The 13,990-nt window shown below is 48.3% G+C and carries 13 protein-coding genes; 8 read left to right on the top strand and 5 right to left on the bottom strand.

What is annotated here, in order from left to right; translation table 11 throughout:
* Positions 1-41 precede the first annotated feature (41 nt).
* The 8 genes from AACT35_RS01465 (at position 42) to AACT35_RS01430 (ending at position 9,744) form a co-directional block, all read left to right on the top strand.
* Positions 42-647, top strand: coding sequence for a cysteine dioxygenase family protein (locus tag AACT35_RS01465; RefSeq protein WP_099238315.1), 606 nt, complete (start codon positions 42-44; stop codon positions 645-647).
* 21 nt (positions 648-668) lie between these two features.
* The gene (locus tag AACT35_RS01460; RefSeq protein WP_254047965.1) at positions 669-2,177 is read left to right on the top strand and encodes a sensor histidine kinase; all 1,509 of its coding nucleotides are present in this window, start codon (positions 669-671) and stop codon (positions 2,175-2,177) included.
* Positions 2,178-2,282: 105 nt separating this feature from the next.
* Complete coding sequence (locus tag AACT35_RS01455; protein ID WP_012305635.1) at positions 2,283-2,954, top strand: response regulator transcription factor; 672 nt, start codon at positions 2,283-2,285, stop codon at positions 2,952-2,954.
* 410 nt (positions 2,955-3,364) lie between these two features.
* Positions 3,365-4,294, top strand: coding sequence for a hypothetical protein (locus AACT35_RS01450; RefSeq protein ID WP_012305634.1), 930 nt, complete (start codon positions 3,365-3,367; stop codon positions 4,292-4,294).
* 128 nt (positions 4,295-4,422) lie between these two features.
* Complete coding sequence (locus AACT35_RS01445; protein WP_030008000.1) at positions 4,423-4,917, top strand: DUF427 domain-containing protein; 495 nt, start codon at positions 4,423-4,425, stop codon at positions 4,915-4,917.
* A gap of 49 nt (positions 4,918-4,966) precedes the next feature.
* The gene (egtB, locus tag AACT35_RS01440; RefSeq protein ID WP_254047964.1) at positions 4,967-6,259 is read left to right on the top strand and encodes an ergothioneine biosynthesis protein EgtB; all 1,293 of its coding nucleotides are present in this window, start codon (positions 4,967-4,969) and stop codon (positions 6,257-6,259) included.
* A 46-nt stretch (positions 6,260-6,305) separates the two neighbouring features.
* Positions 6,306-7,274: an L-histidine N(alpha)-methyltransferase gene (gene egtD / locus AACT35_RS01435; protein ID WP_030007998.1), complete on the top strand. Its 969-nt coding sequence runs from the start codon at positions 6,306-6,308 to the stop codon at positions 7,272-7,274.
* A 373-nt stretch (positions 7,275-7,647) separates the two neighbouring features.
* Positions 7,648-9,744, top strand: a complete 2,097-nt coding sequence (locus AACT35_RS01430) for a diguanylate cyclase domain-containing protein (RefSeq protein WP_099238311.1) — start codon at positions 7,648-7,650, stop codon at positions 9,742-9,744.
* A 17-nt stretch (positions 9,745-9,761) separates the two neighbouring features.
* Here AACT35_RS01430 and AACT35_RS01425 read toward each other — a convergent pair whose 3' ends face one another.
* From AACT35_RS01425 to AACT35_RS01405, 5 genes are read right to left on the bottom strand one after another with little or no spacing between them, the layout of a single operon-like run.
* Positions 9,762-10,685, bottom strand: a complete 924-nt coding sequence (locus tag AACT35_RS01425) for a F0F1 ATP synthase subunit gamma (protein ID WP_099238309.1) — start codon at positions 10,683-10,685, stop codon at positions 9,762-9,764.
* Between the two features lie 3 nt (positions 10,686-10,688).
* Complete coding sequence (locus tag AACT35_RS01420; RefSeq protein ID WP_099238307.1) at positions 10,689-12,227, bottom strand: alternate F1F0 ATPase, F1 subunit alpha; 1,539 nt, start codon at positions 12,225-12,227, stop codon at positions 10,689-10,691.
* Positions 12,228-12,257: 30 nt separating this feature from the next.
* Positions 12,258-13,010 carry a F0F1 ATP synthase subunit B gene (locus AACT35_RS01415; protein ID WP_099238305.1) on the bottom strand — a complete coding sequence of 251 codons (753 nt, stop codon included), beginning with the start codon at positions 13,008-13,010 and terminating at the stop codon, positions 12,258-12,260.
* A gap of 2 nt (positions 13,011-13,012) precedes the next feature.
* Positions 13,013-13,288 carry a F0F1 ATP synthase subunit C gene (locus AACT35_RS01410; RefSeq protein WP_012305626.1) on the bottom strand — a complete coding sequence of 92 codons (276 nt, stop codon included), beginning with the start codon at positions 13,286-13,288 and terminating at the stop codon, positions 13,013-13,015.
* Positions 13,285-13,986, bottom strand: a complete 702-nt coding sequence (locus AACT35_RS01405) for a F0F1 ATP synthase subunit A (RefSeq protein WP_099238303.1) — start codon at positions 13,984-13,986, stop codon at positions 13,285-13,287. Before AACT35_RS01405 ends, AACT35_RS01410 begins: the two co-directional genes overlap by 4 nt.
* Between the last annotated feature and the right edge of the window lie 4 nt (positions 13,987-13,990).

Raw genomic sequence — 13,990 nt, 5'->3', positions numbered from 1 at the left:
CATTGTAGAAAAACAAGCCGTCCCATCTTTTGCATGAATTTATGGCCCCACAAACTTGGTTTATTGATCGCGGCGGCACCCAGGAGCTTTGGCCAGCCGCTGAGTTCCCGACATCGAAAACACAACCCTATCGGCTTTACCGTTTCCTGACGGATTTAGAAGATCTGCTAAACCGTGAGCCAGGCGATCGCCAACGTTTACAGGCCCTATATCCTTTAGTGCAGCGTTTGTTGCAGAGTTCAGAATGGCTGCAACTGATCCCCATTGCGCCAGATCCAAAAACAGGTTGGGCTGTGGAAATTTTGTATGATGAACCGCATTTTCCACTCACAGTGCAGCTTGTGGCCTGGGAACCCCAACGGGTCTCGCCGATCCATAACCATGGTTGTTGGGGCTTGGTCGCTCTATTGCAAGGCCGAGAAGAAAATCAATTTTGGCAGCGATCGCCTGGAGATTCGACCCAGTTAGTGGAGGCTGGGAGCTTAGTATTAAATCCTGGGGATTTGGTTTGTTTAATGCCAGACGCAATCCATCGGGTGAAAGCATTGGGCACGACGCCAACCATTAGCTTTAATGTGTATGGGGAGACCGACTATGACCAGCGCTTTGAATTTGACCTCGACCAGGGCAGGGCAACAAATTTTTAATCTTTTTCCCGGTAGTAAGCAATGGGGCTAAAAAAACTAAAAAAGGCGATCGCCAAACGCTTGAAATTAGACCATTGGCATTTTTCGACGAGTTCCCTGCAATTTCGCCTCACCTTTGAGCTGGCTGGTTTATCGATCTGTGGCCTCGGCATCGTTGCCATTTGGGCGGGCTGGCAGATGGAGCAAAACCTCGTGGCAGCCCACAAACAAACCCTAGATTACATTGCCTCGCGATTCCCGGAACAGTTAGAACTGTATAGCGAAATGGAACCCGTGGAAACCAGTCTGGTACGCACTCTCCAGCGGGTGACGACTGCTGATGTTATGGCTTGGGTGAAAGATCCTGACGGTCAACTGGTGACCCAATCAACGGCGACGGCTGATTTTGTCGCCCAAGTGCCTGATCTGATGACCTTTGAGCAAGGGGCAATGCCCCCCCAAATTGTGCGCGTAGGCGATCGCCAAATTGTCCTTTGCATTAGTTCCCTAGCGATCGCGGGGGAACCTGTAGGCCAACTGTATTTATCCCAGGACATCACCGCCGATCTGCAAAAACTCTATGTCAGTTTGTGGCGGCTGCGCCTGGTCAGTGGAGCAACGCTTATTTTATTAATCGCCGCGATCATACACCGCATTCAAAAAGTCACCCAACCCCTCGCCCAAATGAGTCACATGGCCCAGGCGATTTCTGCGGATGACCTCCAAGGGGCAAAGTTAGAACTCCAGCAAGCGCCCGATGAAATTTTAGGTTTGGCCCAGGTATTTAACGAAATGTTGTCCCGGTTATCAAGTGCCTGGGACAACCAACGGCAGTTTGTCGGTAATGTTTCCCACGAACTCCGTACTCCCCTGACGATTATCGAAGGTTATCTCCAGAGTCTCCTACGTCGCGGCGATGGCCTCAGTGAATATCAACAACAGGCGATCGCCACCGCTGCCACCGAAACAACCCACACCATTCAAATGCTCCAAGATTTGTTGGATTTGGCCAGGGCCGACGGGGGCCATTTACATTTCCGCACCCAGCCCGTCATGCTCAATACATTTCTCGAAGAAGTCAGCGTCATGGGTCAACAGATCAACCAACGCCCCATTCACCTCAAAACACCCCCAGAAGATGTCGTGATTCGCGCCGATCAAGACCGACTGCAACAGGTGATGTTAAATCTAATTGATAATGCCCTAAAGTATTCTGCCCCTGACCAGGCCATTGAAATTTGCCTCGAAACCGCTTCACCAATGGCCCTAATCCACATCGTTGATCAGGGTATTGGCATTGCCTTAGCCCACCAAGCTCGCATTTTTGAACGATTTTATCGGGTGGATGAAACCATGACTCGCTCCCGGGATGGCACAGGGTTAGGCTTGGCGATCGCCAAAAGTCTCATCGAAGGTATGGGCGGCAAAATTAGCCTCCGTTCTCAACCCAACCAGGGCAGTTGCTTTACCCTCAAGCTTCCCCTGTGGGATATTCAGTCCGTTTCCACAAGCCACAACTCCGAGCAGGATGGACTACGCCGCCATGGTTAAACCCCAAGCATTTCTCCTTTACAAAGACGTTGATCATTGAGTTTTCTGCAAATATGCACCACCACATCTTTATTAATTTCCCTTACCAACGACCACCCACTGACTATGAAACCCCATATTTTACTGGCCGAAGATGACCAAAACCTCGCTCAATTCGTTGCCTCCGAATTACGCCTAGAAGGTTATTTGATCACCGTTGCCCACAACGGCATCGATAGTCTAAATCTAATCCGAGAAAATACCTATGACCTATTGATTTTCGATTGGCTCATGCCGGGCTTGTCGGGGCTAGATTTATGTCTACGACTCCGCTCTAGTGGCATCGAAACGCCGATTCTTCTGTTGACCGCAAAGGATGAAATTTCTGATCGGGTCTCTGGGTTAAATGCCGGGGCCGATGATTATGTCACAAAGCCCTTTAGCATCGAAGAACTACTGGCCCGTGTCAATGCCCATCTCCGCCGCGCTCGCCGGGAAGTGGTTGACCAATTAGAATTTGAGGATCTTTCTCTCAATGGCATTACCCGCGAAGTTTACCGCGATCGCCAACTGATCCAGCTCACCGCCAAGGAATTTGATTTGTTAGAGTTACTCCTGCGCCACCCACGGCAAGTCCTAACCCGCGAGCAGATCCTCGAAAAAGTTTGGGGCTATGACTTTATGGGAGAATCCAACGTGATTGAAGTCTATATTCGGGCTTTACGGCTGAAGCTCGAAGCAACCAATCCGAAGCGATTGATCCATACGGTACGCAGTGTGGGCTACGTCTTGAAATAAATTTTTAAGCAGCTTCAAATGCACAAAATTGAAATGTCACTAAATCTACTCAATCATCGCTATTTTTCTCGCTAAAATAGTTTTTATTTAGACAAATTTTTAGTGGATTCAAACCGCAAATTATCACAAATTTTCTTGATTTTATTCTGATTATTTCACAATTGCCAAGGGGAATCAATAGATTTAATTTACAACTAAAAAGATATTCAAAAAAGATTTAATAATAGCTTTTATCGCAACCATCTCAACCCAGAGATAAACTATTCAGGCAGTAAATCCAGTAAAAGTTGTGTAGTCACCATCATAACCAGAGACTTTCTAAGGGTTTTCTTAGGATTAATTTTTGTTGAGGTAAGTCTCTCCTAATCTGAGAAACAAATAGATTAGAAAAAAGTTAAACTCTCTGGATTATGACGTTCAAAAAATTTGTTGCCACAGCCCTAATAGCGAGCGGTATGCTGGTGTCCTTGAGCAGTTGCGGTACTAATGAAGACAGCAACACCGAGAATACGCCACAAGTTGAAACTTCAGAAGTCGAAGTGACAGAAGAAACAACAGCGATCGCCCCTGGCATGACTCCCTTCGATTTCCCGACAGTGGGCATCACAGCCGAAGCCGGAGATTATGTACTGACCCCCACAAACAGGATGTGGACAAATGCCATAACCTCAGAAAACCCGGCGAACGAAACCTACATTTACTATTCTGCACAGATGTCCGCACCAGGAGAAGTTGAATCAGATATTGACTCAACCTTTGACGGGATTGTCACAATGCCGAACGCGATGATTATCCCCATCCCAAAAGGGCAAACAGCGCAAAAAGGCGACATCGTCCTGACCTGGTGGCAAACTGGCTCCGGGATGCAACGCGCAATCGTTGTGGATGATGCAAACCCCCAAGAACCCGTGGTTATGTATTTGGATTTAGCCTATGACAATCCGGCAACAGACCAAGACAGCGGTAAATCTATCGGTGCAACGGAATATCCACTTGCGCCTGATTCCTTCGTAAAGATTACCGACCCTTGGCAAGAAGGCAATATGATTGCGGCCAATGATGGCGAAAGATGGAATTCTGTGCAAATTGTCAAAGTTGCGGGCGAAAAAGTCTTGACCCTGGGTTTTGCGGGCAGAATGAAGGTTTATGACAAAGCAGATTGTAAACCTGTACCGCTCGTCCCCGATGTAGAGGCAGGGGATACAGTGCAAGCGGTTTTTGGGGCTTCATTTGGCGAATACACCGTGGCAAGAGTAGACAGAGAAATCGGTCGTGTCTTCGTAGAACAGTCTGGCTCCGAGAAGGCAATTCCCTATGGACAAGTTACCCCAAGCTTATAGTGGTGCATTGAAATTTCGGACAACACCCTTCGGAAAACCTCTCAGACTTGAATTTCCAAGCCAAAACAGCACACACTAGAAGGCGATCGCCTTTGGCGGAATAATTCTTCGAGAGGAAAGATGTTTTCATGCGCCCAATTCCAATTCAGCCTGAACCCCACCAAGAGTCTGTCTGGGACTATCCCCGTCCCGCCCGCCTAGAAGACACGGCGAAACATCTCATCGTTATCTGTAATCAGATCACCATTGCTGAGACCACTGGGGGAAAACGGGTGCTCGAAACCAGCCATCCACCAAGCTATTATTTTCCCGCCGCCGCCGTCCAATGCCAGTACCTCGTGCCCAACCGCCAACGGGGAATCTGTGAATGGAAAGGTCGCTACGAATACTACGATGTGGTGGTGGGCGATCGCCGTCTTGAAGCTGCTGCCTGGCGCTTTTTTCAACCGACCCCAGCCTTCCAAGACATTGAAAATTTCTACGGCTTTAGTGCCAAGGGGATGGATGCCTGCTACGTTAATGGAGAAAAAGTCACCCCCCAAGCGGGTAATTTTTATGGCGGTTGGATTACTGCTGATATTGTCGGCCCCTTTAAAGGAGAAGTGGGCACATGGGGTTGGTAAACGCCTCTTCTAAAATTACTTTTACTTTACCCGCATGATCACATCGCCCATGTTTGCTTCACTCCTTGAAAACTATCAAAAAACGCGATCGCTCACCCTTAAACTGGCCGAGCCCCTCGCCCCAGAAGATCAGGTTGTTCAGCCTGTGCCCTACGTGAGCCCCCCTAAATGGCACCTCGCCCATACCACTTGGTTCTTTGAAACTTTTGTCCTCCAAAAAAACCTTAAAGATTACCAAGCTCATCATCCCCAATATGCCTATCTTTTCAATAGTTACTATGAACAGGCTGGAGAAAGATGGGGGCGATCGCAACGGGGTTTTTTATCACGGCCAACGGTCGCTGAGATTATCGAATACCGTCATGCTGTTGATCAATTCCTCAAAACATTATTACTAGATATCGAAGCATTTGATTTACTCAAACAGGAACAAATCTACGAAACAATTACCCTCGGTATCCACCACGAACAGCAACACCAAGAACTATTATTATACGACTTAAAATATATTCTCGGTCATAATCCTTTGTTTCCGGCCTATATAACCAAATCTCCTTTGGAAACCCAACAAATACCCCATACATCAACATCAACTCCACCACAACATTATTTAGAAATCTCCGAAGGTATCTATAAAATTGGCCATCAAGGTGACTCATTTTATTTTGATAATGAACGGGGCAGACATCAAGTTTTTTTGCATCAGTACCGCATCCTCGACCGTCTAATTACCTGCGGTGAATACCGAGAATTTATCGAATCTGGCGGCTATCAAAATCCCCAATATTGGCTCATGGAAGGTTGGGAATGGATCCAGGCAGAAAACCTCACAGCTCCCCTGTATTGGCACTTGGATCAAAGCCCAGAGCAGCAAGGTTGGTGCCACTACACATTGCATGGTTATGAAGCCCTCGATTGGGACGCTCCCGTCACCCACATTAGTTTCTACGAAGCGGATGCCTTTGCTCGGTGGGCCGGAAAACGTCTACCCACTGAATTTGAGTGGGAAGTGGCTTGCAATTTATCCGAACCTGAGATTCCTCAAACTGCTAATTTTTTGAATTCCCAGCAACTGCATCCCCAACCACGAACACAACACAGTCAACAATTTTATGGGGATGTTTGGGAATGGACCAGTAGTCCCTATTGCCCCTATCCGTACTATGAAATTCCGGCGGGTGCCCTAGGGGAATATAACGGTAAATTTATGGTGAATCAGATGGTACTCCGGGGTGGTTCCTGTGCGACTTTAAGGGAACATATCCGACCCACATACCGTAACTTTTTTCACCCACAAATGCGTTGGCAATTTTCCGGTTTACGCCTTGCGGAATATTCTTGAGTCCAGAAAATCTTGCCATCTTTTATTTTTACTAATTCACAATGTTATGCCCAGTCAAAATTTAACCCTTAATTCTTTTGCTTTAGATGTCCACCGGGGCTTATCTCACTCTCCCAAAAGTTTACCTTGTAAATATTTTTATGATGCCCAAGGTGATGCTTTATTTCAGCAAATTATGACCTTAGATGAATATTATTTAACCCGTTGTGAGCGGGAAATCTTTTTAACCCAAAAGCAACATATCCTAGACTTATTTTATGGCGATCGCCAACCGTTTACCCTGGTAGAATTAGGTGCTGGGGATGGTTCAAAAACCAAGATTTTACTTGATTACTTTCTAAGTCAAGCTGTTGATTTTATCTATGCCCCCGTCGATATTTCTGAAAATATTCTGACCCATTTAACAGAGACTATTCAGGCTGATTTACCCAATCTAAGCATTGCTCCGATCCAAGGAGATTATTTTCATACCGATTTTCTGGATCATGATTTAAGTCGGCGCAAGATTTTATTATTCTTAGGTTCAACCATTGGTAATCTTTCAGACCAGGAAACCGCTGATTTTCTGCAAAATATTACCCGCAATCTTGATCCAGGCGACTTGATCATGTTGGGTTTTGACTTGATGAAAGATCCCCAAATTATCCTCAAAGCTTACGACGATAGCCAGGGAGTGACCCGTGCTTTTAACCTCAATTTACTCGAACGAATTAATCGAGAACTAGAGGGTGATTTTCAACTGGATCATTTTCAACATTGCCCCATTTATCATCCCCTCACCGGCGAGGCACAAAGTTATCTCGTTAGTACCTGTACCCAAACCGTTACTCTCAATAAACTGTCCCAGAGTTATATTTTCGAGGCATGGGAGGCGATTCACATGGAAACCTCCCGGAAATATTCCCGCAAGCAGATTAAGGAACTGGCGGAGCAGCATCACTTTCGGGTACTACATACTTTTTCAGATCAACAAAAATATTATGTAAATTCCGTTTGGCAGAAATTAGCAGATTAATTTAGTTATGCAAAATTTAAGATTTTTCATCCTTCTCATAAGACAAAATTTACTGAGATTTTTTTACATTGATTATCAATTGAGAAGACATTTTTAATGGTAATCATTTTCACGACATTATTGGAAACTTAGTTCACTACGGTGATTCCCACAGAAATTCTTCAGGGAATTTTAAGACTAGGTCTTTTGGCGATCGCCTCGATATTTTTCTAGCAACAATCAATCCGATGCAGGCCAGAGCAAACAGAAAAATAAACACTTAGCTATCCAGTAAGCCATATAATTAATGATAATTAATGTCTGTTAGCGTTGCTTTCGTTTTGGCATTGATTTTAAAAGTTCCATTCCACGGCACAGGGAGACTTTTTTCAGGGTGAAGGCTCGAACAAAATTATTATGGCGCAGTGTTACTCTGACATTAGCCTATGCAGGGATCGGCCTCAGCACAAGTTATCTCGCCCAGGGTTTAAGTCTATCTTTTCCCTTCTGGCCTGCGGCGGGCTTGGCGATCGCCATTGTTTTGGCCCATGGATACCGTTACCTACCGGCGATCGCCCTGGGATCTGTACTGGTCGATGGGGTTTTAAGCGATTGGCATCTGCCTCTAGCGCTGACTTTAGCGGCTGGATCGACTTTGCAAATAGCCCTCGCAGCTTGGTGTGGCCGTCGCATCTCTGGGGTTACTCCCGCCCTGCGTCACCCCAAAGAAATTCTGCCTTTCTTGATTGTGATGGGGCCAGTTTGTAGTCTCTTGGGTAGTAGTGTGGGGGCCTACGCTCAATATTTTTTTGGGGAAATCACCGCTAGCCAAATTCCTTTTTCTGCCTTTACCTGGTGGGCTGGCGATGTTTTGGGGATCATTGTGTTTACCCCAGCAACTTTGATGTTTCTCCCCACGATGCAGTATCAGTGGCAGGGACGTCGCACAAAGGTACTTTTTCCGTCTCTCCTGTTGATGATCATGGCGGCGATCGCCTACGACCAAATTTACGCCTTTGAAACACAACGGATTCGCCTAGAGTTACAAGAATGTGCCCAAAATATGGCGCACCAATTCGAGAAAAATCTAACCCGCCACACCGAAGCCCTCCAAGGTGTTGAAAGTTTCATCCTCTCTAGCGAAACCGTTACAGCCAGCGAATTTCGGACCTTTACCCGCCACAGTTTGGAGAACTTGCCTGGTTTATCTGCCCTCTCTTGGAATCCATTTGTCCTTGATACAGAACGCCAAGCCTTCGAGGCCCAGCAACGGCTCGATCCCTTAATACCAGACGATTTCCAAATTACCGAACGGCTCCCCAATGGCGAACTAATTCCGGCCCAAAAACGGCCTTCCTACGTGGTCGTGCAGTTTATCGAACCCTTTAATGAAAAACATCGAATCGTTCAAGGCTTTGATATTCAATCGGATCCCCAACGGGCAGCGGCAGTTATCAACAGCATGGAAACCGACCAAGCCTATGCCACAGAACCCCTGACCTTGCTCCAAGACACCAATGGACAACGGAGTATCCTCGTGCTACTACCGGTCAATTCACAAGGAGAATCAGTGCGAGGATTTGCGGTAGGTGTTTACCGCTTGGACAATCTCTTGGCGGAAGTTTTTTCAGTCGGCACCTGCGCCCAGCAACAAAATTTACGGGTGGCCTTGCTCTACACTACGGAATCGGGTCAGACCCTTAATCTTGACCAGTTAGATCCACCCAATCCAACGGCGCACCGCAAAGCGGATCTCGGAGAGATCGCCACCACCGAAACCGAGCCCATTACTGTACCCATTCGTTACTGGGGGCGCACTTGGCAACTCCAAATTCAGCCCACTGAAGCTTTAATTTGGGCTAAAAAATCCTACACGCCTCAGTTGGTCTTAACCATTGCCCTTATTTTGTTATTGTTCAACGAATCTTTCCTGTTATTGGTCACCGCCGAGGAATTAGCCGAGCGTCGCCAAGCAGTCATCAATAGCTACCAGGCCAGCCATGATCCGTTGACGGATTTGTTAAATCGGCGGGCCTTTTTTGCCACCTTAGAACAAGCCCGGAGTGAAGCAAATTCTGGTTTAGCCAACCATGTATTGCTGTTTTGCGACCTGGATCATTTCAAGCCCGTCAATGACACCGTCGGTCACAATGCTGGCGATGTCCTCCTGCGGGATATTGCCCATTTACTTGCCCAACAGGTCCGCGCTGAAGACCAAGTTGCCCGGGTGGGAGGCGATGAATTTGCCCTGTTATTGCGGAATTGCACCCTAGAAAATGGTCTTGCCATTGCAGAGGCAATAGTCAGCGTTCTCAAAAACTATACGTTTACTTGGCAACAAGAAATCTTTCAGATCACAATCAGCATTGGTTTAATTTTGCTCACGTCAGAATCGGCTCCTTTGCCTTCCGTGGATGATTTGATGGCCCAGGCGGATCAGGCTTGTTACCGCGCCAAACGCAGTGGACGTAATCAAGTTTGTGTGGGTTAGATGTTTGGGTGTTGTTACTAACGGGTACGGTTGGGGTTAAGGGCTTCAAACCCAGAAACGATGTCTAAGAGTTCTTCGGTAATGGAATTTTGTCGTTGCTGACGATAGTTGGCCTGGAGATCACCCAGTCGCTCTTCGATATTTTTTTCGGCAGCTTGCATGGATGCAAGGCGAGCTGCATTTTCACTGGCGAGGGATTCTACGGCGGCACGGTACAGGCTTAAAAAAAGGTATTGGCGAACAACACCCGCAAAGGTTGGTGCCCAGGGGCCATTGAGGAGGGGAAAGGCGGTGGATTGCCAGGGGCGATCGCCCATTTCCCGGAGCCATTGACGGTCTAGGGGTAATAGTTGTCGGGTGACGGGCTGGTAAAGGGTTTTGGATTGGGATTGATGATAGATCAAGAGAATCTGGCGAACGGGTGATGTTTCGGCCTCGAAATACCATTGATCAATCAAGCCTAGGAGGTTTTGGATCAGGCGGGGCGTTCCTGCGAGGGAATTGGGCAGTCGGAAGGTTGTGTGGTGGGGGTGGTCTAAGGACTGTAAATAGGGCAAAAGGCGATCGCCGACGGTAGCCAAAGCATAATCAGCAGTTGTCAGATGCCGTTGTTGGCAAGCTTGCAGAGCATAGGTGGCAAGCTGTTCGTTAAATTGACCACACAGACCATGGTCAGAGCCAAACAAAATCAACCCCACTTTTCCCTGTAGAGAATTGCTAACCAAGGGCAACGGCTGATCAAGATCGGTTTCTGCAAAACGCCGATGCTGGAGCAGGGCTTGAAAACCTAGGTCGAGGCTGTGATTGTAATCTTGGAGAGCCATGCGGGCCTGTTCGTATTGCCGAATGCTAACCATGGCCAAGGCTTTCATGGTGCGGACAACGGCCCGGAGATCTTCAATACTGTTGATGGTGTTGCGCAGGGATTCGAGGGTGTGCATTGCTTAGGTTTTGATGGCGGCTTGGAGGGTTTCCAAAAGGAGGGTTTGATCGGCTTCGGTGAGGGGATGGGAATATTGAATGCGTTCCACAAGGTCGGGTAATTCTTGGGCGATCGCCTGGGCTAATTTTTGTTCCACCGTTGAGATTTCTTCTAGGGCCACATGGTCTAATAAACCTTGGGTGACGGCGATCAAAATGGCAATTTGGGCTGCCGCCGTCAGGGGTTGACTTTGATTTTGTTTGAGCACCTCCCGGATGCGTTTCCCCCGTTGGAGGGTTTGTTTAGTTTGTTCATCCAGTTGCGTCCCAAACCGGGCAAATACTTCGACCTCTTGGAATTGGGCATAGGCGAGGCGCAACGCTCCAGAAACAGCTTGGTAGGCGGCTAGTTGGGTTTTCCCGCCGACCCGGGACACGGATTTACCCACATCCACCGCTGGGAAAATACTCTTTTGGAACAGCTCTGGTGAGAGATAAATTTGGCCGTCGGTAATGGAAATTAAATTGGTTGGGATATAGGCCGAAAGATTTTGGGCTTGGGTTTCGATAATCGGCAAAGCGGTCAGGGAGCCGCCCCCCAAAGCTTCTGCCAGATGGGTTGCCCGTTCCAAAAGCCGCGAATGGAGGTAAAAAATGTCCCCAGGATAGGCCTCGCGCCCCGGTGGTCGTCGCAGCAAGAGGGAGAGTTCACGGTAGGTGCGGGCGTGGTGGGTCAGGTCATCGTAAACGATCAACACATCGCGCCCCTGTTCCATAAAATATTCCGCCATCGTCGTCGCGCCATAAGGGGTAATGTATTGCAGTCCAAGGGGATCCTGGCCCGCCGCCACAATCACGATGGTGTAATCCATGGCCCCCTGTTCCCGGAGGGTCGCAATCACCTTGGCGATCGCCGCTGACCGTTGACCGATGGCACAGTAGAGACAAATCACATCCTGGTCTTTTTGGTTGAGGATCGTATCGATGGCGATGGTGGTTTTTCCTGTCTGGCGATCGCCAATGATCAATTCCCGTTGTCCCCGACCAATGGGAATCAGGGCATCTACCACTTTCAGCCCTGTCTGCAAAGGCACCGTTACCGGGGCGCGATCCAAAATTGCGGCGGCCTCCCGTTCGACGGGTTTCCATTCCACTGCTTTGAGGGCACCCCGACCATCCAAAGGTTCCCCCAGCACGGTCAACACCCGCCCTAGTAGCATTTCTCCCACAGGCACATCCATCACCCTTTCGGTGCGGTAGACCTCATCCCCTGCCTGGAGGGCGTGGCTATCTCCTAGCAAAATTACGCCCACTTCATCGGGATCGAGGTTAAAGGCGATCCCCAGCAGCGGTTCACCCCCAGCACTGGAGTGCGAAAAATAAACCAATTCATCGGCTTGGACGTTGGGTAATCCCTTCACTCTGGCGATGCCGGGCCGGACAGATTCCACAACCCCCGTTTCCCGGAATGTCAGTTGGGCCGGAAAGGTTGCCAGGGTTTGCTGAATTTGCTGTAAGGCTTCTGTGTAAGTGCCTTGGAGAGATTGGGCCAGGAGTTCCATGGTGAGCAGTGGGTCAAAAAATTCAGGGCTTTAACGGGTGGCGATCGCCAAAGTTTGTTCGAGTTGATCGAGATAGGGATCAAGGCCCCAAACGATTTCTTGGCCAGCCAGTTTCAGTTCAATGCCACAGCCCAACTCCGGCACCGTGACAAAATGAATGGGCGTTCGGTCAAGCTCTAGAACGGTGGCAAGACTTTGTTTGATTTGCGCTTGGTGGGTGACATCCAGGGGGAATGCTGTCCGGATAAAGACAGCTTCTGGTGGGGTTTCTAAATGATTGATCTGTTGTCGTTGGGCCGGAGAAAGGTGTTGCAGTTGTTCACAGAAACGCTCTACTATTTGTTGCTCGAGGTTTACATTCGCCAAATCCCGGAGGGCTTGCCGGGCGATCGCCACCACCTGTTGGCTGACCTGTTGCCGGAGCGTATGGAAAAAAGCCCTCTGTTCTTGGTGCAGATCCGCTTCCCAAGCTTCCCGTTGGGCTTGGATATCCTCACGCAGGGTTAGTAATTGCCGTTGTCGCTCCTCATCTGCTGCTGCCCGCGCTGCCGCCAAAAATGAAGCCCGTTGCGCTTGAAGTGACTGTTGTTCCTGGTGATATTGTTCTAGGGCTTGGTGGGCCTGGGCTTGGAGATCCGTGGCCGTTTGCCATTGTTCTGCCAGTTGGGCCTGACGCTTGGCCATCACCTGCAAAATGGGCTTGTACAAAAACCAGCGCAACAACCCCAGCAAAATGACAAAGTTGAGGATTTGGGCAAACACCGTAAACCAGTCAATTAACACCGTTAACCCCCCTGGTTGAGAAAATAGTTCCAGAATGGATTGACAAACAGCAAAATCATCGACACCACTAGGCAATAGATCGCCGTTGATTCCACCATCGCGAGGCCCACAAATAGAGTGCGGGTAATCATATTGGCCTTGTCAGGTTGTTGGGCGATCGCCCCCAAAGCCCTAGCTACGGCCATGCCTTCCCCTAGGGCCGGGCCAATGGAACCAATGGCAATGGTAATACCAGCGGTTACCATCGCCACCGAGCCGATTAATGCGAGATCACTCATGAATTTTCCTCCATCGAAATACTTTGTTTTTTCTCCTGCACCGTCGCGGCAGAAGCAATGTAAACCAAGGCTAAAATCGCAAACACATAGGCTTGAATGACCCCAAATACAAGTCCCAATAAATTCATCGCCACAGGTACAAATAACGGAACAAGGGCTAATAAAATTGCCGCCAAAAGGTTTCCACTCATAATATTGCCAAAAAGACGCACGGCCAGGGCTAAAGTTCGGGAAAATTCACCAATGATTTGAAAGGGCAACATAATCGGCGTCGGCTGGAGATAACTTTTGAGATACCCTAAGATTCCCCGCTGACGGATTCCGTAGATCGGCACCGCAATAAATACGGCGATCGCCAAAGCAGTGGTGGTTGAAAGGGAGCCAGTGGGGGCTTGATAACCGGGAACTACAGTTAATAAGTTAGCCGTTAAAATGAATAAAAATAAAGTGCCCACAAAAGCAAGATAGGGTTCCGGTTCCTGTTGGGTGACCTCTGCAATGTGTTGATAAATGCCATCAACAACAATTTCTAAAAAATTTTGCCAAGGGGACAGTTTGGGACGCACCACTAATTTTTTTGTTACCCAAGCTGCTCCTATTACTAATAGGGCCATGGTGAGCCATGTGTAAACCAAAGTGGCATTAATCACCACAAACTGATATTGATAAAAAATGATGTTATCCGGTGTAATTTGCATCCTA

It is taken from the genome of Synechococcus sp. BDU 130192 (assembly GCF_963876085.1).
Taxonomy (GTDB): domain Bacteria; phylum Cyanobacteriota; class Cyanobacteriia; order Cyanobacteriales; family MRBY01; genus MRBY01.
This window is presented reverse-complemented; position numbering and strand designations above follow the sequence as displayed.

Excerpts from the sequence above, each read along its gene's own strand:
- AACT35_RS01420 (WP_099238307.1), bottom strand. The coding sequence starts at position 12,227 with ATGGAACTCCTGGCCCAATCTCTCCAAGGCACTTACACAGAAGCCTTA.
- egtB (WP_254047964.1), top strand. The coding sequence starts at position 4,967 with ATGTTTGCTTCACTCCTTGAAAACTATCAAAAAACGCGATCGCTCACC.
- egtD (WP_030007998.1), top strand. The coding sequence starts at position 6,306 with ATGCCCAGTCAAAATTTAACCCTTAATTCTTTTGCTTTAGATGTCCAC.
- AACT35_RS01450 (WP_012305634.1), top strand. The coding sequence starts at position 3,365 with ATGACGTTCAAAAAATTTGTTGCCACAGCCCTAATAGCGAGCGGTATG.
- AACT35_RS01460 (WP_254047965.1), top strand. The coding sequence starts at position 669 with ATGGGGCTAAAAAAACTAAAAAAGGCGATCGCCAAACGCTTGAAATTA.
- AACT35_RS01410 (WP_012305626.1), bottom strand. The coding sequence starts at position 13,288 with ATGAGTGATCTCGCATTAATCGGCTCGGTGGCGATGGTAACCGCTGGT.
- AACT35_RS01445 (WP_030008000.1), top strand. The coding sequence starts at position 4,423 with ATGCGCCCAATTCCAATTCAGCCTGAACCCCACCAAGAGTCTGTCTGG.
- AACT35_RS01455 (WP_012305635.1), top strand. The coding sequence starts at position 2,283 with ATGAAACCCCATATTTTACTGGCCGAAGATGACCAAAACCTCGCTCAA.
- AACT35_RS01465 (WP_099238315.1), top strand. The coding sequence starts at position 42 with ATGGCCCCACAAACTTGGTTTATTGATCGCGGCGGCACCCAGGAGCTT.
- AACT35_RS01405 (WP_099238303.1), bottom strand. The coding sequence starts at position 13,986 with ATGCAAATTACACCGGATAACATCATTTTTTATCAATATCAGTTTGTG.
- AACT35_RS01425 (WP_099238309.1), bottom strand. The coding sequence starts at position 10,685 with ATGCACACCCTCGAATCCCTGCGCAACACCATCAACAGTATTGAAGAT.